The sequence below is a fragment of the Variovorax sp. M-6 genome (genome assembly GCF_052114385.1).
In the GTDB taxonomy this organism is placed as follows: Bacteria; Pseudomonadota; Gammaproteobacteria; order Burkholderiales; family Burkholderiaceae_C; genus Variovorax.
On record NZ_JBFREQ010000002.1, the window covers coordinates 146,756 to 169,386 of the forward strand.

The 22,631-nt window shown below is 68.0% G+C and carries 21 protein-coding genes; 8 read left to right on the forward strand and 13 right to left on the reverse strand.

The window, feature by feature from the left end; translation table 11 throughout:
• The first annotated feature begins 35 nt into the window (after positions 1-35).
• Entirely contained in the window at positions 36-2,144 is a 2,109-nt protein-coding gene (locus AB4Z46_RS03185; RefSeq protein ID WP_442282022.1) for a PQQ-dependent dehydrogenase, methanol/ethanol family, read from the forward strand.
• A 279-nt stretch (positions 2,145-2,423) separates the two neighbouring features.
• On the opposite strand, the gene AB4Z46_RS03190 is transcribed toward AB4Z46_RS03185, so the two are convergent.
• The gene (locus tag AB4Z46_RS03190; protein WP_442282023.1) at positions 2,424-3,401 is read right to left on the reverse strand and encodes a tripartite tricarboxylate transporter substrate-binding protein; all 978 of its coding nucleotides are present in this window, start codon (positions 3,399-3,401) and stop codon (positions 2,424-2,426) included.
• 185 nt (positions 3,402-3,586) lie between these two features.
• Here AB4Z46_RS03190 and AB4Z46_RS03195 point away from each other — a divergent pair, with 185 nt between their 5' ends.
• From AB4Z46_RS03195 to AB4Z46_RS03205, 3 genes are all read left to right on the forward strand, one after another.
• A complete protein-coding gene (locus AB4Z46_RS03195; RefSeq protein WP_442282024.1) occupies positions 3,587-5,047 on the forward strand; it encodes an NAD-dependent succinate-semialdehyde dehydrogenase in 1,461 nt (486 codons plus the stop codon).
• 16 nt (positions 5,048-5,063) lie between these two features.
• Complete coding sequence (locus AB4Z46_RS03200) at positions 5,064-5,804, forward strand: SIR2 family NAD-dependent protein deacylase (protein WP_442282025.1); 741 nt, start codon at positions 5,064-5,066, stop codon at positions 5,802-5,804.
• 83 nt (positions 5,805-5,887) lie between these two features.
• Complete coding sequence (locus AB4Z46_RS03205; RefSeq protein WP_442282026.1) at positions 5,888-6,328, forward strand: CBS domain-containing protein; 441 nt, start codon at positions 5,888-5,890, stop codon at positions 6,326-6,328.
• Positions 6,329-6,364: 36 nt separating this feature from the next.
• Here the strand turns inward: AB4Z46_RS03205 and AB4Z46_RS03210 are convergent, their stop codons facing one another.
• The 8 genes from AB4Z46_RS03210 to AB4Z46_RS03245 all read right to left on the reverse strand — a co-directional run bounded on the left by AB4Z46_RS03210 (position 6,365) and on the right by AB4Z46_RS03245 (position 16,044).
• A complete protein-coding gene (locus AB4Z46_RS03210) occupies positions 6,365-7,660 on the reverse strand; it encodes an acetyl-CoA hydrolase/transferase family protein (RefSeq protein ID WP_442282027.1) in 1,296 nt (431 codons plus the stop codon).
• Between the two features lie 30 nt (positions 7,661-7,690).
• Positions 7,691-8,938 (reverse strand): phenylacetate--CoA ligase family protein, encoded by a 1,248-nt coding sequence (locus AB4Z46_RS03215; RefSeq protein WP_442282028.1) that lies wholly within the window; start codon positions 8,936-8,938, stop codon positions 7,691-7,693.
• Between the two features lie 52 nt (positions 8,939-8,990).
• The gene (locus AB4Z46_RS03220; protein ID WP_442282029.1) at positions 8,991-9,833 is read right to left on the reverse strand and encodes an ABC transporter ATP-binding protein; all 843 of its coding nucleotides are present in this window, start codon (positions 9,831-9,833) and stop codon (positions 8,991-8,993) included.
• A 22-nt stretch (positions 9,834-9,855) separates the two neighbouring features.
• Positions 9,856-11,181 (reverse strand): ABC transporter substrate-binding protein, encoded by a 1,326-nt coding sequence (locus AB4Z46_RS03225; protein ID WP_442282030.1) that lies wholly within the window; start codon positions 11,179-11,181, stop codon positions 9,856-9,858.
• 46 nt (positions 11,182-11,227) lie between these two features.
• Positions 11,228-12,292, reverse strand: coding sequence for a branched-chain amino acid ABC transporter permease (locus AB4Z46_RS03230; protein ID WP_442282031.1), 1,065 nt, complete (start codon positions 12,290-12,292; stop codon positions 11,228-11,230).
• Positions 12,293-12,304: 12 nt separating this feature from the next.
• Positions 12,305-13,234: a branched-chain amino acid ABC transporter permease gene (locus AB4Z46_RS03235; protein WP_442282032.1), complete on the reverse strand. Its 930-nt coding sequence runs from the start codon at positions 13,232-13,234 to the stop codon at positions 12,305-12,307.
• Between the two features lie 81 nt (positions 13,235-13,315).
• Complete coding sequence (locus AB4Z46_RS03240; RefSeq protein WP_442282033.1) at positions 13,316-14,104, reverse strand: ABC transporter ATP-binding protein; 789 nt, start codon at positions 14,102-14,104, stop codon at positions 13,316-13,318.
• Positions 14,101-16,044, reverse strand: coding sequence for an AMP-dependent synthetase/ligase (locus AB4Z46_RS03245; protein ID WP_442282034.1), 1,944 nt, complete (start codon positions 16,042-16,044; stop codon positions 14,101-14,103). Before AB4Z46_RS03245 ends, AB4Z46_RS03240 begins: the two co-directional genes overlap by 4 nt.
• 84 nt (positions 16,045-16,128) lie before the next feature.
• Between AB4Z46_RS03245 and AB4Z46_RS03250 the strand changes: the two genes are divergently transcribed.
• Entirely contained in the window at positions 16,129-16,869 is a 741-nt protein-coding gene (locus AB4Z46_RS03250) for a Crp/Fnr family transcriptional regulator (RefSeq protein ID WP_442282035.1), read from the forward strand.
• A 74-nt stretch (positions 16,870-16,943) separates the two neighbouring features.
• Positions 16,944-17,930 carry a helix-turn-helix transcriptional regulator gene (locus AB4Z46_RS03255; protein WP_442282036.1) on the forward strand — a complete coding sequence of 329 codons (987 nt, stop codon included), beginning with the start codon at positions 16,944-16,946 and terminating at the stop codon, positions 17,928-17,930.
• 12 nt (positions 17,931-17,942) lie between these two features.
• On the opposite strand, the gene AB4Z46_RS03260 is transcribed toward AB4Z46_RS03255, so the two are convergent.
• The gene (locus tag AB4Z46_RS03260) at positions 17,943-18,596 is read right to left on the reverse strand and encodes an SOS response-associated peptidase family protein (protein WP_442282037.1); all 654 of its coding nucleotides are present in this window, start codon (positions 18,594-18,596) and stop codon (positions 17,943-17,945) included.
• Positions 18,597-18,713: 117 nt separating this feature from the next.
• On the opposite strand from AB4Z46_RS03260, the gene AB4Z46_RS03265 reads away from it, so the two are divergent.
• On the forward strand, positions 18,714-19,472 hold the full coding sequence (locus AB4Z46_RS03265; RefSeq protein WP_442282038.1) for an SDR family NAD(P)-dependent oxidoreductase: 759 nt from the start codon (positions 18,714-18,716) through the stop codon (positions 19,470-19,472).
• Positions 19,473-19,693: 221 nt separating this feature from the next.
• Here AB4Z46_RS03265 and AB4Z46_RS03270 read toward each other — a convergent pair whose 3' ends face one another.
• Entirely contained in the window at positions 19,694-20,656 is a 963-nt protein-coding gene (locus AB4Z46_RS03270) for a Bug family tripartite tricarboxylate transporter substrate binding protein (protein ID WP_442282039.1), read from the reverse strand.
• Between the two features lie 128 nt (positions 20,657-20,784).
• Positions 20,785-21,048 carry a hypothetical protein gene (locus AB4Z46_RS03275; RefSeq protein WP_442282040.1) on the reverse strand — a complete coding sequence of 88 codons (264 nt, stop codon included), beginning with the start codon at positions 21,046-21,048 and terminating at the stop codon, positions 20,785-20,787.
• Between the two features lie 235 nt (positions 21,049-21,283).
• On the opposite strand from AB4Z46_RS03275, the gene AB4Z46_RS03280 reads away from it, so the two are divergent.
• Positions 21,284-22,051: a pseudouridine synthase gene (locus AB4Z46_RS03280; RefSeq protein WP_442282041.1), complete on the forward strand. Its 768-nt coding sequence runs from the start codon at positions 21,284-21,286 to the stop codon at positions 22,049-22,051.
• Positions 22,052-22,082: 31 nt separating this feature from the next.
• Here AB4Z46_RS03280 and AB4Z46_RS03285 read toward each other — a convergent pair whose 3' ends face one another.
• Positions 22,083-22,589, reverse strand: a complete 507-nt coding sequence (locus tag AB4Z46_RS03285; RefSeq protein ID WP_442282042.1) for a DUF3761 domain-containing protein — start codon at positions 22,587-22,589, stop codon at positions 22,083-22,085.
• Between the last annotated feature and the right edge of the window lie 42 nt (positions 22,590-22,631).

Consider the following 22,631-nt stretch of genomic DNA (forward strand, 5'->3'; position numbering starts at 1 on the left):
CGATCCTTCGTCTCACAACGACAGGAGACGACACGATGACGAAATCCCATGCCGCGCTGGCGCTCGGCGCGCTGCTGTGCCTGGGCGCCGCGAGCGCCCTGGCACAGACGGCCAAAGGGTCGCCGGAGCACATCAAGGCCGCCACGCAGCGCGTCGACGGCGCCTTCATCCGGGCCAATGCGGCCAAGACGCCCGACTGGCCCAGCCACGGCCTCGACTACGCCGAAACCCGCTTCAGCAAGCTCGACCAGGTCAACACCGGCAACGTGAAGGACCTGGGCCTGGTCTGGTCCTACGACCTGCAGTCCACACGCGGCGTCGAGGCCACGCCGCTGGTGGTCGACGGCATCATGTACGTCACGGCCTCCTGGAGCGTGGTGCACGCGATCGATGCGCGCACCGGCAAGAAGATCTGGACCTACGACCCGAAGGTCGACCGCTCGAAGGGCTTCAAGGGCTGCTGCGACGTGGTCAACCGCGGCGTGGCGCTGCACCAGGGCAAGGTCTACGTGGGCGCGTACGACGGCCGCCTGATCGCGCTCGACGCCGCCACCGGCCAGGTGGTGTGGGAGAAGGACACCATCATCGACCACAGCCGCGCCTACACCATCACCGGCGCGCCGCGCGTCTTCAAGGGCAAGGTGATCATCGGCAACGGCGGCGCCGAGTACGGCGTGCGCGGCTACGTCACGGCCTACGACGCCGCCTCGGGCGAGCAGAAGTGGCGCTGGTTCGTGGTGCCGGGCGATCCGTCCAAGCCCTTCGAGGACGCCTCGATGGCCAAGGCGGCGAAGACCTGGGACCCGAGCAACAAGTACTGGGAATCGGGCGGCGGCGGCACCGCCTGGGATTCGCTCACCTTCGACCCCGAACTGAACCTGATGTACGTCGGCACCGGCAACGGTTCGCCCTGGGCCCGCAGCCTGCGCAGCCCGAAGGGCGGCGACAACCTCTACCTGGCGTCGATCGTGGCGCTCGACCCCGACACCGGCAAGTACAAGTGGCACTACCAGGAGACGCCCGGCGACAACTGGGACTACACCTCGACCCAGCCGATGATCTTGGCCGACATCAAGGTCGACAACAAGCCGCGCAAGGTGATCCTGCACGCGCCCAAGAACGGCTTCTTCTTCGTCATCGACCGCACCAACGGTAAGTTCATCTCGGCGAAGAACTTCGTCCAGGTCAACTGGGCCACGGGCTACGACAAGAACGGCCGTCCGATCGAGGTGGCCTCGGCGCGCGACGGCACCAAGCCCAACGACAGCATCCCGGGGCCCTTCGGCGCCCACAACTGGCACCCGATGTCCTTCAATCCGCAGACCGGGCTGGCCTATCTGCCGGCGCAGCACGTGCCGCTGAACCTGATGGATGACAAGGCCTGGAAGTTCAACGAGAACGCACCGGGCAGGCCGCATGCGGCGCTGGGCTGGAACACCGCCAAGTTCGCCAACGCCGAGCCGCCGACCAGCAAGCCGATGGGTCGGCTGGTCGCGTGGGACCCGATCGCGCAGAAGGAGGCCTGGGGCGTCGACTACGTGTCGCCGTGGAACGGCGGCACCCTGACGACGGCCGGCAACCTGGTGTTCCAGGGCACGGCAGACGGGCGACTGGTGGCCTACAACGCCAAGAGCGGCGAGAAACTCTGGGAAACGCCCACCGGCACCGGCGTGGTGGCGGCGCCGGCCACCTTCATGGTCGACGGCAAGCAGTACGTCTCGGTCGCGGTCGGCTGGGGCGGCGTCTATGGCCTGGCACAGCGAGCCACCGAGCGCCAGGGCCCGGGCACGGTCTACACCTTCGCAGTCGGCGGCAACGCGCCCAAGCCGGAGTTCGTGCAGTACCGCATGGACAAGCTGCTGCAGGGCGTCAAGTACGACCCCGCCAAAGTGGAGGCCGGGACCTATCTGTACGTGAGCAACTGCGTCTTCTGCCACGGGGTGCCCGGCGTCGACCGCGGCGGCAACATCCCGAACCTGGGCTACATGAACTCGTCGTACATCGAGAACCTCGACAAGTTCGTCTTCAAGGGCCCGGCGACCGACCGCGGCATGCCGGACTTCAGCGGCAAGCTGACCGCCGAGGACGTCGAGAAAATCAAGGCGTTCATCCAAGGCACCGCCGACGCCATCCGCCCAAAGTAGGTGTTGCTCGCCCCCAGGTTGCCCGGCACTTCGTGTCCGGGCGCCCACCCCCTGCCGGGGGCAACACCAGCGGCCTGGCAAAGCCAGTTCCGCGGTGTTTCACCAACGGGCCTGGCTGCGCCGGCCGGGGAATACTGGCGCCGTGTTTGTTCTTCGGCCGCGCGCAGCGCGCCCGTTCGTGGGCAGTCGCGGAACCGGCTTAGCCGGGCCGCTGACTGCGCCCCCGGCAGGGGGTGGGCGGGCTACACGAAGTGAGCCCAACCTGGGGGCGAGCAACAATCAATCGGCGTAGACGCCCGCGGCCTTGATGATCGGGCTCCACTTCGCGATTTCGGCCGCCACGAATTTCTTGTGGCCCTCGGGCTCGACGCGGCCATCGCTTGCCACCACGGCGCCCAGGCCTTCCTGCTTCTTGATGAACTCGGGGTCCTTGAGGGCGACCTTGAGCGCGTCGTTGAGCTTCTTGGCGATGGCCGGCGGCGTGCCCTTGGGCGCGTAGAGGCCGTGCCAGATCGTCACCTCGAAGTCCTTCAGGCCCTCTTCCTGGAGCGTCGGCAGGTTCTTCAGCAGCGGCGTCGTCAGGCGCTTGGACGTGGTCACGGCATAGGCCTTGACCTTCTTGGCCTCGATCTGCGGCGAGGTGTTGGTGGTCTGGTCGCACAGCAGGTCGATCTGGCCGCCGATCAGGTCGGTGATCGCGGGTGCCGTGCCCTTGTACGGCACCGCCGTCATCTCGGTCTTCATCGCGCTCTGGTAGAGCAGGCCGCACAGGTGCGAGGCCGAGCCGATGCCGGCGTTGCCGAGGTTGATCTTGCCCTTGTTGGCGGCGATCCAGGCGCTCAGTTCCTTGTAGTTGTTGGCCGCCATCGTCGGCTTGGCGATCAGCGTCATCGGCACGTCGTTGACGATGCCGAGGTATTCGAAGTCGGTCTCGACCTTGAACGGCACGTTGCGCACCAGCGTCGGGATGGTCGACATGCCGATGTGGTTCAGGAGCAGGGTGTAGCCGTCCGGGTTGGCGCGCGCCACCTTGGCCGCGCCGATCGAGCTGCCGGCGCCTGGGACGTTGTCGATCACGATGCTGATGCCGCCCAGGGGCTTGCGCAGCGCTTCCGCGAGGTCGCGCGCGACGCGGTCGGTCGGGCCGCCGGCGGAGAACGGCACCACGATGCTGATGGGCTTGCTGCCCGGGAATTCCTGGGCATGGACGCCCACGGTGGCGGCGGCGATCGCCGTGATAGCGAGCAGTTTTTTCATGCTGTCTCCGAATAGAAAGGCCGCGAGTTTATCGGCTGACCGGAACCTGACGAAAGCTGATTTTCCCCAAGTCCTGATCCAGGCCAAGGAACGTGCACGAACCGTGATTTTTCGCCGCGCCCCTGTGGGTCGAGGCCATCGCGGGTATCGTGCCAGCCTGTCAAGCCAGACCTGGAGTGCAAGCAATGTTGAAACTGAAGGATCCGAGCCTGCTGCGCCAGCAGGTTTTCATCGCGGGCGAGTGGGTCGATGCGGACGACCGCCAGACCATTCCCGTGAACAACCCCGCCAACGGCCAGGAAATCGGCCGAGTGCCGATGTGCGGCACCGCCGAGACCGTGCGCGCCATCGCCGCCGCCGAGGTCGCGCAGCGCGCCTGGGCCAGGCGCCCGGCCAAGGAGCGCTCGGCCATCCTGCGCAAGCTCAACGACCTGATGCTCGCCAACCAGGACGACCTGGCGCTGATCATGACCACCGAGCAGGGCAAGCCGCTGGCCGAGAGCAAGGGCGAGATCGCCTACGCGGCGTCGTTCATCGAATGGTTCGCCGAGGAGGCGCGCCGGGTGTACGGCGACACCATCCCGGCGCCGCAGTCCGACCGCCGCATCCTGGCGCTCAAGCAGCCGGTCGGAGTCACGGCGGCGATCACGCCCTGGAACTTCCCGACCGCCATGCTGACGCGCAAGGCCGGCCCGGCACTGGCCGCCGGCTGCGCGATGGTGGTCAAGCCGGCGACCCAGACACCGTTCTCGGCGCTGGCCTTTGCAGAGCTGGCCGATCGCGCCGGCGTGCCCAAGGGGCTCTTGTCGGTGCTGACCGGCTCGGCCTCGAAGATCGGCGGCGAGATGACGCGCAGCCCGATCGTGCGCAAGCTCAGCTTCACCGGCTCGACCGAGGTCGGCCGCACGCTGATGAAGCAGTCGGCCGACACGATCAAGAAGCTCTCGCTGGAGCTCGGCGGGAATGCGCCCTTCATCGTCTTCGACGATGCCGACGTCGACGCCGCGGTCGAGGGCGCGATGGTGTCGAAGTACCGCAACACCGGCCAGACCTGCGTCTGCGCCAACCGCATCTACGTGCAGCGCGGCGTGCTCGAGGCCTTCACGCGGAAGCTGGTCGCCAAGGTGAACGCGCTCAAGGTCGGCGACGGCACCGAGCCGGGCGTCACGCAAGGGCCGCTGATCGACGACAAGGCGGTGGCGAAGATCGAGGAGCACGTGGCCGACGCGCTCGCCAAGGGCGGCCAGGTGCTGGCCGGCGGCCAGCGCCATGCGCTGGGCGGCCGCTTCTACCAGCCGACCGTGATCGGCGGCGCCACCGCCGACATGCTGGTGGCGCGCGAGGAGACCTTCGGACCGCTGGCGCCGGTCTTCGCCTTCGACACCGAGGACGAGGCGATCGCGCTGGCCAACGCCACCGAGTTCGGACTCGCCTCGTACTTCTACAGCCGCGACATCGGCCGCATCATGCGGGTTGCGGAAGCGCTCGAATGCGGCATCGTCGGCGTCAACACCGGCCTGATCTCGACCGCCGAGGCGCCCTTCGGCGGGGTCAAGCAGTCGGGCCTGGGCCGCGAGGGTTCGAAGTACGGCCTCGACGACTTCCTCGAGATCAAGTACGTCTGCCTGGCGGGGCTCGACAGGTAGATGGGCCGCGGCTCGCATGACTGAAGGCATCGCGCTCGAACTGGCCGGCGAATTGCTGCGCTCGGCCCGGCGCATCGTGGTTTTCTCGGGGGCCGGCCTGTCCAAGGCCTCCGGCATTCCGACCTACCGCGATGCCGACGGCCTCTGGATGAACCAGGAGGCGGTGCGCTTCTCCCATGCGCAGGATCTGGAGCGGGACCCCGCGGGCTTCACGCGCTTCTGGGCCCAGCGGCTGCTCGCGGTCGAGGCGGCACGGCCCAATCCCGGCCATCTCGCGCTGGCGCACCTGCAGCGGCTGCGGCCTTCGACCCGGCTCGTGACCCAGAACGTGGACGGCCTCCTGACCCGCGCAGGCGCCGCCGACGTGCTCGAGCTGCACGGTTCGCTGCGGCGCTGGCGCTGCGACCACTGCGGCAACCGCCGCGGCCCCTGGCTCTTCCACCGCTGCATCCGCTGCGGCCGGCGCGCGCGTCCGGACGTGGTGATGTTCGGCGAGATGCTGAACAAGGGCGTGCTGCTCGACGCCCAGGTCGCCGCGCAGGAATCGGACGTCTTCCTGCTGGTCGGCAGCACGGCGGTGGTCTACCCCGCCGCGGACCTTCCGCAGCAGGCGCTGGCCAATGGCGGCCAGCTCATCACGCTCAACGCCGAGCCGCTGGCGCTCGACCATTCGGCGACTGCGGTGCTGCATGGCAAGGCGGAGGAACTGCTGCCGCTGCTGGTCGAAGGGGTGGGGCTCCCTCCCGGCTCCGCTTGAGGGTGTGTCGATGAGTTGTCACGGCCGGCGCGGGTATCTCGCGCCGGCTTGTGGCGACTGCCCGGCCCGCGCAGAATGCACACATGAAAACTGTGGCGGAAATCCTCAAGTCCAAGGGCGATGCGACCGTGTATTCGATCGCGCCTTCGGCATCGGTATTCGAAGCGGTCGCATTGATGGCGGAGAAGAACGTCGGCGCGCTCCTCGTGATGGAGGGCGACCGGATCGTCGGCATGGTGACCGAGCGCGACTACGCGCGCRAGGTCGTGCTGCTGGCGCGTTCGTCCAGGGACACGCCGTTGCGCGATGTCATGACGCCGGCCGTGATCTACGTGCGGCCGGACCAGACCACGGAGGACTGCATGGCGCTGATGACCGAGAGCCGCATCCGCCACCTGCCGGTCATCGACCAAGGCAAGCTGGTCGGACTGATCTCGATCGGGGATCTGGTCAAGGGCATCATTTCAGAGCAGACCTTCATCATCGAGCAGTTGCAGCACTACATCTCCGGCGATCGTCGCTGAACTTGCGCCGGGCCGTGGGCCCCGGGCGGCCGAGCTTCAAAGCAGCTTCGAACGCCTGGCCTGTTCGGTCAGTTCGGCGCGGAAGTCCGGATGCGCGATGGCGATCAGTTCCTGCGCCCGCTGCTTCGCCGACTTGCCGCGCAGTTGGGCGACGCCGTATTCCGTGACGACGTAGTTGATGTCGTTCTTGCTCGTGCTGACGTGCGTGCCGGGCGAGAGCGAGGGCACGATCCGCGAGACGGTGTCGCCCTTGGCGGTCGAGGGCAGCACGATGAAGGCCTTGCCGCCGCGCGATCGGTTGGCGGCGCGAACGAAGTCGGACTGGCCGCCGGTGCCGGAAAAGGGCGCATGGCCCAGGCTTTCCGAGCCGCACTGGCCCAGCAGGTCGATCTGCAGCGTGGCGTTGATGGCGATCAGGTGGTCGTTGCGGCCCGCCAGCGACGGATCGTTGGTGAAGTCGACGGGGTGGATTTCCACCGCCGGATTGCGGTCCATGAAACGGTACAGCTTGTTCGAGCCGAGCGCGAAGGTGGCCACCGTCTTGCCGGGCAGGTAGTTCTTGCGGCGGTTGGTGACGGCGCCCGATTCGATCAGCTTCAGGATGCCGTCGCCGAGCATCTCGGTGTGGATGCCGAGGTCGCGCTTGTCCGTGAGTTGCATGACCACGGCGTCGGGAATGCCGCCGTAGCCGATCTGCAACGTCGAGCCGTCGTCGATCAGGTCGGCGACGTACTTGCCGATGGCTTGTTGCACGGGGCCGATCTTCGGCAGTCCGACCTCCAGCACGGGGTCGCTGCTTTCGACCAGCGCCGCGACCTGCGAGATGTGGACGTGGCAGTTGCCGTACGCGAAGGGCACGTTGGGGTTGACCTCGAGCACCACCGCGCGCGCCCGGGCGACGGCCGCCATGGTGTAGTCGGCCCCCAGGCTCAGCGCGAAGTAGCCATGGGCGTCCATCGGCGAGGCCATGCTGAAGACCACGTCGGCGGGAATCTGCCCGCGCTCGATCTGCGCCGGGATCTCCGAAAAATAGTTCGGAATGAAGTCGATCCAGCCTTCCTGCCCGCCCGCGCGGGTCGCGCCGCCGAAGAACAGGGCGACGTGGCGGACGTGCTGCGCGGTTGCCGGGTCGATGTAGGCGTACTTGCGCATCGCGAGGATCTGCGCCACCTTCACGTCCTGGAAGTCGAGCCGCCGCTCGGACAGGGCGGTGAGCAGCGCGGGCGGCTCGCCGACCCCGGTGGGAACGATGATCAGGTCGCCGTCGCGCACCTGGCGGATCGCCTCGGCGGCGGGTGCCAGTTTCTGCTGGTACAGGTCATGGATGGTCATGTCGGTGGCTCCTGTTCGCAGCTTGCCATCTTATTGGTAGCTGCGCGCGTCCTCGATCACCTTGCCGTCGTTCGGCAGGCTGCCGGGCGCCACGAGCTCGACCGTGCCGCGCAGCTTGGTGACGTCGCGGATCGCCTCGGCGATGCGCCCGGCCAGGCCTTCAGGGGCTGCGGGGCACTCCACCTTCAGCGTCATGCGGTCGTCGGCCATCTCGCCCTCGACCACCAGCCGCGCCCGCTGCACTTCGGGAAAACGCCGCGCGATCTCGGCCACCTGGCCCGGATGAACGAACATGCCGCGCACCTTGGTGGTCTGGTCGGCGCGGCCGAGCCAGCCCTTGATGCGCGCGTTGGTGCGGCCCGTGGGGCAGTGCCCGGGCAGCAGGGCGGACAGATCGCCGGTGCCGAAGCGGATCAGCGGGTAGTCGGGGTTCAGGGTGGTGACCACGACTTCGCCGACTTCGCCTTCCGGCACCGGATCGCCGGTGCCCGGCCGCACGATCTCGACGACCACGCCTTCGTCGAGCACCAGGCCTTCGCGGGCGCTGGTCTCGTAGGCGATGAGGCCCAGGTCGGCGCTCGCGTAGCACTGCATGCCGGCCACGCCGCGCTCGGCGATCCAGTCGCGCAGGCTGGGCGGGAAGGCCTCGCCCGACACCAGCGCCTTGGTGAGCGAGGGCAGGGCGATGTTCTTCTCGGCCGCCTTCTCGATCAGGATCTTCAGGAAGCTCGGCGTGCCGATGTAGCCCGCGGGCCGCAGGTCGGCGATGGCCTCCACCTGCTGCTCGGTCTGCCCGGTGCCGCCTGCGAACACGGTGCAGCCGAGCGCGCGCGCGCCGCTTTCCATGATCGAGCCGGCCGGGGTCATGTGGTAGCTGAAGCTGTTGTGCAGCAGTTCGCCGCCGCGGAAGCCCGCCGCGTACAGCGCGCGTGCGGTGCGCCAGTAATCGCTCGCCTCGCCCTCCGGTTCGTAGATCGTGCCGGGGCTCGCGAACACGCGCGTCATGCGCGGCCCGAAGCGGATCGCCGAGAAGCCGCCGAAGGGGTCGCTCGCGCGGCGCTCCTTCTGCAGCGCCAACAGTTCGGACTTGCGCGTCACCGGCAGCTTCGCCAGCGCGGCACGGCTCGCGATCTCGGCGGGCTTCACGCCGTCGAGGATCTTCGCGAAGGCCGCGGTCGCGGTCTGCGCCTGCAGGATCTGCTTCGGCAGCGCCGCCAGCAGGTCGCGCTCGCGCTCGGCGGGGTCGCGCACTTCGAGTGCGTCGTAGTAGTCGGTCATCGCCGTCCGCTCCCATCCAACAATTCACTGCCCCATTCGTGGCGAGCCACATTCATGCCAGCCACCGCTTCCTGCGCTTGTAGCTCTTCACGTCGCGGAAGCTCTTGCGGTCCGCGCCGCCGACGCCCAGGTAGAACTCCTTGACGTCCTCGTTCTCGCGCAGGCTCTTCGCCTCGCCGTCCATCACGATGCGGCCGTTCTCTAGGATGTAGCCGTAGTCGGCATAGCGCAGCGCCATGTTGGTGTTCTGCTCGGCCAGCAGGAAGGTCACGCCTTCCTTCTCGTTCAGGTCCTTCACGATGCCGAACACCTCGTCGACGATCTGCGGTGCCAGCCCCATCGAGGGCTCGTCGAGCAGCACCATGTTCGGGTTCGCCATCAGCGCGCGGCCGATGGCGCACATCTGCTGCTCGCCGCCGGAGGTGTAGGCCGCCTGCGAGGTGCGCCGCGTCTTCAGGCGCGGGAAGTAGGCGTAGACCTTCTCCAGCGTCTGCGCGATCGCGGCCTTGCCGTCGCTGCGCGTGTAGGCGCCGGTCATCAGGTTGTCCTCGATCGTCAGGTGGGCGAAGCAGTGGCGCCCCTCCATCACCTGGACCAGGCCGCGCTTCACCAGCTCCGCGGGCGAGAGCGCCTCGATGCGTTCGCCGCGCAGCTGGATCGTGCCCTTGGTCACCGCGCCGCGCTCGCCCGCCAGCAGGTTCGACACCGCGCGCAGCGTGGTCGTCTTGCCGGCGCCGTTGCCGCCCAGCAGCGCGACGATGCCGCCCTCGGGCACCGTGAGCGAGACGCCCTTGAGCACCAGGATCACATGGTTGTAGATGACCTCGATGCCATTGACGTCCAGCAGCGGTGCTGCGGGTGCAACGGGCGCGACGGGTGCGGTGACGGTGACCATGGTTGTGAAGTCCGCGCCCGTGTCAGCTGCAGCTGCGCGGCTTGATGTTCTTGTCTTTCGCGTACTTGGCGGAATACTCGGCCACCAGCGGGTCGAGGTTGGCCTTGCGCGCCTGGTACCAGTCGGACTGCACCACCCACTTGGCTCCGTCCCATTGCGCGACGCGGGCCCAGTCGGTGCCCATGTGGTTGCTGCAGGAGGTCTTGACCGGCCGCATGATCTCGCCGAATCCGAGCGCCTTGAGCTTGTCGGCCGTGAGGTCGAGGTTCTCGTAGCCCCAGCGCACCTGCTCGGGCGTCAGCGTCTTGCCCTTGCCGAACTTCTCCTGCGCGGCGCGGATCGCTTCCACCTGCAGCATCGCGATCATCATGCCCCGGGTGTGCGCCATCACGCCGATCTCGCTGGTGCTCGGCGCCGTGCCCTGGCCCTTGTCGTAGACGAACTTCTTCAGGTCGTCGTGCACCTTGTCGCGCGATGCGCTGTTGTGGATCGTGACCGTGTTGTAGCCCTTGGCACCCGCGCCGATGTCCTTCACGTCGTGGTCGGAGCCGGCCCACCAGACCGAGTACATCTTCTCGCGCGGAAAGCCGCTGGCCTGTGCCTCGCGGATGCCGGCGGGCGTCATCACGCCCGCGCTCCAGAACAGCACGTAATCGGGGCGCTGCTGGCGGATCTGCAGCCAGGTCGACTTCTGCTCGACGCCGGGCGGCGTGACGGGGAACAGCGACAGCTCGAAACCGTCCTGCGCCGCCAGCTTCTGCAGCAGCAGGATCGGCTCCTTGCCGTACGGCGAGTCGTGATAGACCAGCGCGATCTTCTTGCCCTTGAGGCTGCCCTTCTCCTTCTTGGCGATGTCCTGCAGGATCACGTCGGTGGCGGTCCAGTAGGTGCCCAGCAGCGGGAAGTTCCATTCGAACACCGTGCCGTCGACCGACTGCGAGAGCCCGTAGCCCATGGTCTCGATCGAGACCTTGTCGTTGAACGCCTTGTCGGTGACCGCGAAGGTGATGCCGGTCGATTGCGGATCGAAGCCCGAGGCGCCGGTGCCCTTGGCCTTCAGCCGGTCGTAGCACTCGACGCCCTTGGCGGCGTCGTAGGCGGTCTCGCATTCCTCGTACGCCAGCTTGACGCCGTTGACGCCGCCGTCGCGCGCATTCACCAGCTTCAGGTAGTCCTGCTTGCCGTCGGCCCACGGGATGCCCAGCGGCGCGAACTGGCCGGTGCGGTAGACCAAGAGCGGAATGAACTGCTCGCCCGCCGCCTGGGCCTGGGCGGGCGTCGGCAGCATCGCGGACGACAGCCCGGCGGCCGCGATGGCCGCCGCGAGGGCAATGGACTGAAACTTCATGCGTTGTCTCCTGTTGTTGAATGGACGGGGTGCGGAATCGATGCGGTCAATGGGGGAAGGGCCACAGGCGCAGCTTCTGCCGCGCGGTGGCCCACAGGGCTGCCAGGCCATGCGGCTCGACGATCAGGAAAAAGACGATCAGCGCGCCGAAGATCATGTGTTCGAGGAAGGAGGCGGTGCCGGTCGAGATCGACAGGCCGAGCCAGTGCGGCACCAGGTTCAGGAACAGCGGCAGCAGCACGATGAAGGCGGCGCCGAACACCGCGCCGACGATCGATCCGAGCCCGCCGATGATCACCATGAACAGCAGCTGGAAGGACTTGTCGATGCCGAAGGCCGCCGGCTCCCAGGACCCCAGGTGCACGAATCCCCACAGCGCGCCGGCCACGCCGACGATGAAGGAGCTCACCGCGAAGGCGCTGAGCTTGGCGTAGACCGGGCGGATGCCGATCACCGCGGCCGCCACGTCCATGTCGCGCATCGCCATCCATTCGCGGCCGATGGCGCCGCGCACCAGGTTCTTGGCCATCAGGCCGAGCAGCACCAGCAGCGAGAGGCACAGCAGGTACTTGCGCGCCGGCGTGTCGAGCGGAAGGCCGAACAGGCTCAGGGCGGAGACGCTGACCGAGCCCGACGAGGAGCCGTTCGTGACCCAGGCCACGCGGTTGGTGAACCAGTCGACGAAGAACTGCGCCGCCAGCGTCGCCACCGCGAGGTAGAGCCCGCGGATGCGCAGGCTCGGAATGCCGAACAGGATGCCGAAGACCATCGCGCACAGCCCGCCGCCGATCAGCGACAGCAGCAGGGGCATGCCCTCGATGCGCACGTTCAGGTTGTAGGCCGCATAGGCCCCGACCGCCATGAAGGCCCCGGTGCCGAGCGAGATCTGACCGCAGTAGCCGACCAGCACATTGAGCCCGATGGCCGCCAGCGACAGGATCAGGAAGGGCACCAGAACGGCCCGGAACAGGTAGTCGCTGGCCAGCATCGGCACGGCGACGAAAGCCGCCAGTGCGAACAGTGCGAGCACGATGCGGTCCTGCGCCACCGGGAAGATCTGCAGGTCGCTTTGGTAGCTGGTCTTGAACTGACCGTTTTCGCGATAGAACATGTTCTTGAAGCCCTAGACGCGGTCGATGATCTTGTCGCCGAAGAGGCCCTGCGGCCGCACAAGCAGGAAGGCCAGTGCCAGCACGTAGGCGAACCAGTTCTCGATGCCGCCGCCGACCATCGGCCCGATGTAGATCTCGGACAGCTTCTCGCCGACGCCGATGATCAGGCCGCCCAGGATGGCTCCGGGCACCGAGGTCAGGCCGCCGAGGATCACGACCGGGAAGGCCTTGAGCGCCACCAGCGAGATCGAGTACTGCACGCCGAGCTTGGAGCCCCAGATGATCCCGGCCACCAGTGCGACCAGGCCGCCGACCGACCACACGATCACCCAGATGCGCGACAGCGGAATGCCGATCGACTGCGCGGCCTGGTGGTCGTCGGCCACCGCGCGCAGCGCGCGGCCGGTCTTGGTCTTCTGGAAGAACAGCGACAGCGCAACCACCAGCACCGCCGCCATGGCCGCGGCGTAGAGGTCTTCCTTGCTCAGCAGAAGGCCGCCCTGGAAGGTGTTTTCCAGCACGATCATCGGGTCCTTGGGCATGCCGACGTCGATCTTGTAGGTGCTGCTGCCGAACAGCAACTGGCCCGCGCCGTCGAGGAAGTAGCTGATGCCCAGCGTCGCCATCAGCAGCGTGATGCCTTCCTGGTTCACCAGGTGGCGCAGGACCAGCCGCTCGACCAGCCAGGCCACGACGACCATCGCCGCGGCCGCCACGCAGGCCGCCAGCAGATTGATCACCAGCATGTTCTCGAGGCCGGTCCAGCGCGGGATCCATTCGGCGAAGCGCGCCATCGTGAGCGCCGCGAACAGCACCATCGCGCCCTGCGCGAAGTTGAAGACGCCCGAGGCCTTGAAGATCAGCACGAAGCCGATCGCGACCAGCGCGTAGAGCATGCCGGCCATCAGGCCGCCGAACAGGGTTTCGAGGAAAAAGCCCATGTCAGTGCCCGCCCGGCCGCCCGAAGGGCACTGAGCGCCCCCTCCGGGGGCAGCGATACACGCAGTGATGAGTGTGGGGGGTCATGTGCTCTCCGTGCCCAGGTACGCGCGAATCACGTCCTCGTTGTTGCGAACCTCGTCGGGCGTGCCGTCGCCGATCTTCTTGCCGTAGTCCAGCACCACCACGCGGTCCGAGATGTCCATCACCACGCCCATGTCGTGCTCGATCAGCACGATGGTGGTGCCGAACTCGTCGTTGACGTCGAGGATGAAGCGGCTCATGTCCTGCTTCTCCTCCACGTTCATGCCGGCCATCGGCTCGTCGAGCAGCAGCACCTGCGGCTCCATCGCCAGCGCGCGGCCGAGGTCGACGCGCTTCTGCAGGCCGTAGGGCAGGCGGCCCACGGGCGTCTTGCGATGCAGCTGGATCTCGAGGAAGTCGATGATGCGTTCGACGAACTCGCGCTGTGCGATTTCCTCGCGCTGGGCCGGGCCCCAGCGCAGCGCCTGGGCCAGGATCCCGCTCTTCATCTTGAGGTTGCGCCCGGTCATGATGTTGTCGAGCACGCTCATGCCCTTGAACAGCGCCAGGTTCTGGAAGGTGCGCGCCACGCCCATCTCGGCCACTTGGCGCGAGTTCATGTGCTTGAAGTGCTGGCCGCGGAATGTGATCTGGCCCTGCTGCGGCTGGTAGACGCCATTGATGCAGTTGAGCATCGAGCTCTTGCCCGCGCCGTTGGGCCCGATGATCGCGCGCACCTCGTGCTCGCGGACGTCGAAGCTGATGTCGGTCAGCGCCTTCACGCCGCCGAAGCTGAGCGAGATGTTCTGCACGTCGAGGATGACCTCGCCGATCTTCCTGCTGCTCATGCCGCTGCTTTCAGAGGGGGGAAGCACTGGGCCTCGACGATCTTCAAGGTCGCGCTGACCACGCCGGTGCGGCCGTCCTCGAACTTGACCTGCGTCTCGATGAACTGCTCCGTCTTGCCGGCATACAGCGCCTCGACCAGCACCGCGTACTTGTCGGCGATGAATCCGCGCCGCACCTTGCGCGTGCGGGTGAGCTCGTCGTCGTCCGGGTCGAGCTCCTTGTGGAGCACCAGGAAGCGCGCGATCTGGGTGTCGCCCATGCCTTCCTCGCTTGCGAGGTCGGCGTTGACCTGGGCGATGCACTCGGCCACCAGCGTCAGCACCTCGGGCTTGCCCGCGAGGTCGACGTAGCCGCCGTAGGCCAGTCCGCGCCGCTCGGCCCAGTTGCCCACGGCCTCGAAGTCGATGTTGATGAAGGCGCAGACCTCCTGGCGCCGGTCGCCGAAGCACACCGCTTCCTTGATCTGCGGGAAGAACTTGAGCTTGTTCTCGATGTAGTTGGGCGCGAACATCGCGCCGCCGCGCATCCGGCCCACGTCCTTGGCACGGTCGATGATGCGCAGGTGCCCTTCGGCATCGAGCACGCCGGCGTCGCCGGTGTGGAAGTAGCCGTCGGCATCGAGCACCTCGGCGGTCGCGTCGGGCCGCTTGTAGTATTCCTTCAGCACCGACACGCCGCGCACCAGCACCTCGCCGTCGTCGGCAATCCGCAGTTCGATGCCGGGCGCCGCGCTGCCCACGGTCTGCAGCTTGACCTTGCCGTCCTGCTGGAGGCAGACGTAGGCGCAGGTCTCGGTCTGGCCGTAGAACTGCTTCAGGTTGACGCCGATCGAGCGGTAGAAGCGAAACAGGTCGGGGCCGATCGCCGCGCCCGCGGTGTAGGCCACTCGGATGCGGCTCATGCCCAGCACGTTGCGCAGCGGCCCGTAGACCATCAGGTTGCCGAGGCCGTACAGCACGCGGTCGCCGAAGCCGACGGGCGCGCCGTTGAGGATGTCGGCGCCCACGCGCCGCGCCAGCGCCATGAATTTCGCGTACAGCCAGCGCTTGGGCGCGGCCGCGTCCTCCATGCGGATCGACACGGCCGTCAGCAGGCCCTCGAAAGTGCGCGGCGGGCCGAAGTAGTAGCTCGGCCCGATCTCGCGCATGTCGTTCATCACGGTTTCGGCCGACTCCGGGCAGTTGAGGGTGAAGCCGCCGACCAGCCACTGCGCCACCGAGAACAGGTGGTCGCCGACCCAGGCCATCGGCAGGTAGCTCATGATGTTGTCGCCGGGGCCCAGCTTGTCGGTCTCGACGCCGCCACGGCCCGCGGCGATGAAGCTTGCGTGGGTCTGGCACACGCCCTTGGGCCGCCCGGTGGTGCCCGAGGTGTAGAGGATCACGGCGACGTCGCCGGGCTCGCCGCCCGCCACGCTCTGCTCGAAGAAGCCCGGATGCGCCGCGTCCCAGGCCCGGCCCAGTTCGCACAGCTGCTCGTAGCCCAGGATGCCCGGCTGGTCGTAGTGGCGCAGGCCGCGCGGATCGTCGTAGATGATGTGGCGGATCGCCGGTGCGGTCTCGCGGCATTCGAGCAGCTTGTCGACCTGCTCCTGGTCCTCGGCGATCACGAACTCGACCGCGGCGTCCTGCAGCATGAAGACCATCTCGGCGGCCACCGCGTCCTGGTAGAGCGGCACCGGAACGCCACGCAGGCACTGCGCCGCGACCACCGAGAGGTAGAGATGCGGCCGGTTGGCGCCGACGATCGCGAGGTTGTCGCCGGCCTTGAAGCCCAGGCTCGCCAGGCCGCAGGCCAGCTCGCGCACCTCGCGTGCCGCGGCCGCCCAACTCCAGGTCTGCCAGATGCCGAGATCCTTCTCGCGCACGGCGGGGGCGTCGGGCTGCTGAGCGGCATGGCCTAGCAGAAGGCGAGGAAATGTGGTGGCGGTGGTCTGCACGATGGGCGGACTGTAGGACCAACTTTGACGCCAGCTTGTCGTTTCAACGACAATCCTAGGGACAACACTCCCCGGAGTTTCCCGATGCGCGTCGGCACTGACAACGGCAATTCCTCGATCCGCGACCGGGTGCGCCCGGCCAGCGGCGGCGAGCTCGACAACATCCCCTGGATGCACGCGCTCACGTCCGCCGAGCGCCGTCGCGCCGAGGCGGCCGTGGTGGTCAGCGATGCCGAGCCAGGCGACCTCGTCTGCCGCATCGGCCGGCCGCCGACCTATTGGTTCGGCGTCGTCGCGGGCCTGCTCAAGATGAGCAACGACAACGCCGACGGCACCTCGATGACGTACAGCGGCCTGCCGCCGGGCGGCTGGTTCGGCGAGGGCACGGTGCTCAAGCGCGAACCCTACCGCTACAACGTCCAGGCGCTGCGGCACAGCGTGGTGGCGGGCTTGCCGATCGACGATTTCCACTGGCTGCTCGACCACTCGATCGGCTTCAACCGCTTCGTGATGAACCAGCTCAACGAGCGGCTGGCCCAGTTCATCGCGGCGCGCGAGACCGACCGCCTCAACGACCCCGACCTGCGCGTGGCGCGCAACCTCGCGGCGCTGTTCAACCCGGTGCTGTTCCCGGGCGTGGGCGAGCTGCTGCGCATCACGCAGCAGGAGCTGGCCTACCTGATCGGGCTGTCGCGCCAGCGGGTCAACGAGGCCCTGCGCGCGCTGCAGGCGCAGGGTGCCATCCGGGTCGAGTATGGCGGGCTGCGCGTGCTCGACCTGGCGGCGCTGCGCGCGAGCGGGACCGCGGGAAAGGGCATGCCCTAGTGCCGTCCGAGCCTGCCTGCCGGCCGGCATGGACAATGCACCCGCAATATTTCCAACCACAACAACACGCGCAGATGGAAACACTCGACGAATTGCAACGTTACAGCCAACTGCTCCTGCGGCTCTACCGCATGGCCCAGGAACTGCCGATCACCGACTTCCAGGACGCGGCGCTGGATCTCGTCAAAGGGGTGCTGCCCTTCGACTCCTCGCTGTGGGGCACGGCCGCGCCCTCGCAGGTTGGGGCCGACATCCACACCGTGCACCTGCACAACAAGTCGCCCGACATGCTGCCGGCCTACGAGTCGGTGAAGCACCTGGACACGGCGGTCGGCGGCATGTTCTCCCAGCCTCGGGCGACTCGCGGCTTCAATCTCGATCGCTGGTTCGGCGAGCCCGGCCAGCGCGAGATCCGGGACTTCTTGCGGCGCTTCGAGATCGAGAACATGCTGGCCACCACGGTCATCGACCCGTCGACCCGCTTCGCCCACTGGATCCTGCTCTATCGGGCCGACCGCGATGCCGACTACACGCCGGCGGAGATCGCCCGGCTCGAACTGCTGGCGCCGCACGTGATGGAGGCGCTGGCAATCAACCGCAAGATGCACCTGGAGCGCCTCAGTCCGGTGGAGCCGGGCGCAGTGTCCCGCGGCAGCGCGATCGCCGATCTGCGCGGCGTCGTCTACCACGCCGATGCGCGCTTCGCGGCGCTGGCGGGCGAGGAATGGGACGATTGGCACGAGCGCCGGCTGCCGGCCGCCCTGTCGGCCCATTTCCAGCAGGACGGCGAGCGCTTTCTCGGCCGTGCGCTGGTGGTGGACGCGCGCCTCGAGCAGCAACTGCTGTTCCTCAAGGCCCGGCCGCGCTGCCGCGCCGACGGCCTGACCGCACGCGAGTTCACCATCGCGAAGCTGATCGCCAAGGGCGACACCCACAAGGAGATCGCGCAGACGCTGACCCGTTCGCCGGCCACCGTGCGCAACCAGATCCAGGCGATCTACGAGAAGCTGGAGGTCGGCAACATCGCCGGACTGATCGAGGAGTTGCGGTTGGCGGACTAGCGCCTGTTCACGCTATTGCCGGAGATCGCGTTGCCCGGCCAAGGGGCCGTCTGCGGCGTCAAACGGCAGCGTGTCCCGCGCCAGCTTGTCGTCCGTATAGGGGCGCAGGTAGGCTGCGGTTTCCTCCACCGGGCAATGCAGCCAGTCGTCGATCCAGGCATCCCGCAGGATGGCGGTGCGGCGCTGCTCCGGATGGTCCGGCAAGCCGAAGGTCAGGAGCGCAAAGCTCTCGACGCATTCGCCGACCGGCGAGCGCCAGCCGTTCCAGAGACCGGCGAGCGCGAGCGGCTGGCCGTCGATGCGCGACACGCGCACGGTCGAGTCGTCGCCGTCGCCGTCCTGAAACACGGCATCGGCGAGGATCACGCAGCGATGGCCGCGCTTCCAGGGCTGGTAGAAGTTGCGTTCGGCGAAAGCGGTCTCGCTGCGCGCCTCGTGGGTGTGGAGATCCTGGCCATCCTTGCTGAATAGCGGGATCAGGCCCCAGCGCCCGGGGGCGATCTCGAAGCGGGCCAAGGGGTCCTGTGCCGTGCCGTCGGCGCGCGGGCGGCGGACGAACCACCCCTGCTGGCCCGGGCGGACCAGTGAGGCCTCCGGACTGCAGGCGAGACCGAAGCGCTTGGCGAAGTGGCTCGGCTCGCGTGCCGCTTGGTAGTGGGTGGGCATGGCCGGAGGGTGTGAAAGCCGGCCGATTCTAGTCAGCCGCCGATACCATTGGAAGCGCCGGGAAGGGCGCAACAGCCGCCCGGCGCGCCTTAGCTCACGAAAATCCAAGAAACCACCATGACTTCATCCCGCCTCACCGTCATCACCGGCGCTTCCCGCGGCCTCGGCCGCGCCATGGCCGAGCAGCTGCTGCAACCCGGCCAGCGCCTGCTGTGCATCTCCCGCCAGAGCGACGCAGAACTCGCGGTCCGCGCCCGCGAGGCCGGCGCCGAACTGGAACAGTGGCAACTGGACCTCTCCGATCCGGTGCCGGCGGCGGCTCGGCTTGCCACCTGGCTGCAGGGCCTCGAAGCCGGCGCCTTCGACAGCGCCATCCTGATCAACAACGCCGGCACGGTCGGCCGCCCGCGCCCGCTGTCGGAGGCAGTCGCGAGCGAGCTCGCGCAGGCATTGCGCGTCGGGCTGGAGGCGCCCATGCTGCTGGCGTCCGCATTCCTTGGCGCGACCAAGGGCTGGCGCGCCGACCGCAAGGTGCTCAACATTTCCTCGGGACTGGGCCGCAACGCGATGGGCAGCCAGGCGCCCTATTGCGCGGCCAAGGCCGGCATGGACCACTTCTCGCGCGCCGTGGCGCTCGAGGAAAAGGCGGCGACTCGCGGAGCGCGCATCGTCTCGCTGGCGCCGGGCATCATCGACACCGACATGCAGGTCGCCCTGCGCGAGAGCGAGGCCGACATGTTCCCGGACCGCGCGCGCTTCGAGAAGTTCAAGGCCGATGGCCTGCTGGACACGCCAGCGTCCGCCGCCGCCAAGATCCTGAAGTACCTGGAGCGCCCCGATTTCGGCAGCAATCCGGTTGCCGATATCCGAGACTGACCCCATCCGGCCGGCGCAGCCAGGCCTGTTGGTGAAACACCGCGGAACCGGCTTCGCCGGGCCGCTGGTGTTGCCCCCGGTAGGGGGTGGGCGGGCTACACGAAGTGAGCCCAACCTGGGGGCGAGCAACAGTTCCACCGCGGAACCGGCTTCGCCGGGCCGCTGGTGTTGCCCCCTGGAAGGGGGTGGGCGCCCGACACGAAGTGCGGGCAACCTGGGGGTTATTCGATCACCGCGCCTGACGCCTGCACGATGCCGCGCCATTTTTCGTAGTCGCTCTTCAGCAGCGTCTGGAGCTGCTCCGGCGTCATCGCCTGCGGCTCGGCGCCCTGGGCCACGATCGCGGCCTTCATCTCGGGGGTTGCGAGCAGCTTGTTGACCTCGGCGTTGACGGTGGCGACGATGTCCTTCGGCGTGCCCGCGGGCATGAAGAGGCCATACCAGGTGCTGACGTCGAAGTCCTTGTAGCCCAGTTCGGCCACCGTGGGCACCTCGGGCAGCGAGCTGCTGCGGCGCGCCGAGGTCACGGCCAGCGGCCGCAGCTTGCCCGACTTGATCTGTCCCATGGCCGAAGGCAGCGACGACACCATCAGGTCGACGTTGCCGGCCAGCACGTCCATCATCGCGGCGTTGGACCCCTTGTAGGGCACATGGCGCATCTTGATGTTGGCGGCGGACTTGAAGATCTCGCCGGCCAGGTGGATGGTGGTGCCGTTGCCGGGCGAGCCGTAGGTGATCGAGTCGGGTGCCGCGCGCGCGGCGGCGACGACGTCGGCCAGCGTCTTGAACTTCGACTCGCTGCGGGTGACGATCACCACCGGCGTGTAGGCCACGTGCGCCACCGCCGTCAGGTCCTTGGTCGGGTCGTAGCTGAGGTTCTTGTAGAGCCATGGCGCGACCACCATGTTGTCCTTCTGGCCCATGACCATGTCGTAGCCGGTGGGCGCCGCGCGCACCGCCTCGGCGATGCCGATGGTGCCGCCGGCACCGGCGCGGTTGTCGGGCACCACGGTCCACTTGCTGGTCTCCGTGAGCTTGTTGGCGACCAGCCGCGACAGGATGTCGGTGCCGCCGCCGGGCGGGAAGGGCACGATCAGGCGCACCGGCTTGGCGGGATAGGGCTGGGCCTGCGCGGCGGTGAATGCCAGCGCCAGGGCGGCGATGGTGAGCAGCTTTCGGATCATCGGGGAGTCTCGTTGTTCTGGCACCGCGGGGGCGCGGCGCACATGCGCCGGGAGTGTGCCTCAACGAGACCTGCCCGGAGCTCGCGATGGGAGATGCCCGCCGTCTCGAACCGCGAATTCGAGCCCCGTCAGTGGATCGCGGGCGGCCCCAGATCCTCTCGCGGGTCCACGTAGGCGGTGACGATCGGGAGGTCGCCGGCGTCGGGCCCGCGCGCATCGGCGCGCCGCTGCAGCGCCGCGATCCCGGCCATCATGGCCGCGCCGTAGGTGGGCATCGGCCCCTCGGCGGCATCGATCGGCCGGCAGTCGCCGCCGTCCTGTTTCTGCAGCACCCAGTAGAAATGGCCGGCGATCGGTTCGTCGACGATCAGTGCGATGTGATCCGTGTCCATGGTGTGGCCCCTTGCTCAGTTCATGGGACCGGTTGTACGCACCCGATGCGCGCCCGCACAGCAACGAAATCACGCCGCGGCACGCAGGGTTGCAACAGCCGCGGCTTGCGTGAAAAACGCACGGCGCCGAGGGCGTGGTCGCCGGCTCGCCCGGACCGCGCGAAAACGCGGAGAATGCTCCGCCGAGCCTGCCGTTTCCGCGGGAAGCGCGATCCGAACCCCAGCCAGACGTCCCATGCCCGATATCCCCGCACCCTCCCGTCTCAACAAGCGCATGGCCGAACTGGGCCTGTGTTCGCGCCGGGAGGCCGACGACTGGATCGCGCAGGGCTGGGTCAAGGTCAACGGCCAGGTGGCCGAAATGGGCGTCAAGGTGCTGCCCGCCGACCGCATCGAGGTCGACAAGAAGGCCCAGAACCAGCAACAGCAGCAGGTGACGATCCTGCTGCACAAGCCGATGGGCTACGTCAGCGGCCAGGCCGAGGACGGCCACGAGCCGGCGATCGTGCTGATCAACCCGCGCACCCACTGGCGCGAGGATCCGAGCCGCAACCGCTTCTCGCCGCCGCAGTTGCGCGGCCTGGCGCCTGCCGGCCGGCTCGACATCGATTCGGTCGGCCTGCTGGTGCTGACGCAGGACGGCCGGGTGGCGCGCCAGCTGATCGGCGAGGACTCGGGCATCGAGAAGGAATACCTGGTGCGGGTCTCCTATGGTCCGGTGGCGCAGAACTCGCAGGCCGCCTTTCCGCGCGAGGAACTGGCCCGGCTGCGCCACGGCCTGAGCCTGGACGGCCAGCCGCTCAAGCCGGCCAAGGTCGACTGGCAGAACCCCGAGCAGCTGCGCTTCGTGCTGACCGAAGGCAAGAAGCGGCAGATCCGCCGCATGTGCGAGCAGGTCGGGCTCAAGGTCGTCGGCCTGAAGCGCATCCGCATCGGCAACGTGGTGCTGGGTAATCTGCCGGTCGGGGCGTGGCGCTATCTCGGGCCGAACGAGCGCTTCTAGCGTTCCGAGGCGCGCCGCTCCGGCGGCGCGCTCAGCTGCATGCTTTGTTGTGCGAAGCGTGCATGCCCTTGGTCTTGGCCTCGGCTTCCGTCAGGTACTCGCCCTTCTTGGTCTTGCCGTAGTAGCGGTCGCCCATGCAGTGGTAGACCTTGGTCTCGCTGTTGGCCCAGACCTTGCCGGCGCCGCCACCGGGCGCCGCGGCCATTGTCGAAGGATCGGGCTTGGCGGGCGCCTTGGTGGCTGCGCCGGTGCTGGGGGCGACGCCGGTCTTGTTGACGGCCGCCGACTGGGTCTCGACTGCTGGCGCCGCAGCCGCGGCGGGCGGCGCGGCGGCCTTGGCGTCGGCCTTTCCGTACCAGGTCTCGATGCCCTTGTGGCCACGGCAGGCGCCCGACTTGGTGTCGGGCGAGGCGAAGCTGCCATCCTTGCACTGGACGGTGCTTCCTGCCGGGGCGCCTGCTGGAAGCTGCTGGGCCTGGACGCCGAGCGCGCCCAGCAGGCCGGCGGCGACCAGCAATGTCTTGAGGGCGAGATTCATCCGGGGTGCTCCTGAAACGATGTGTGACGGAGCCGTCATCCT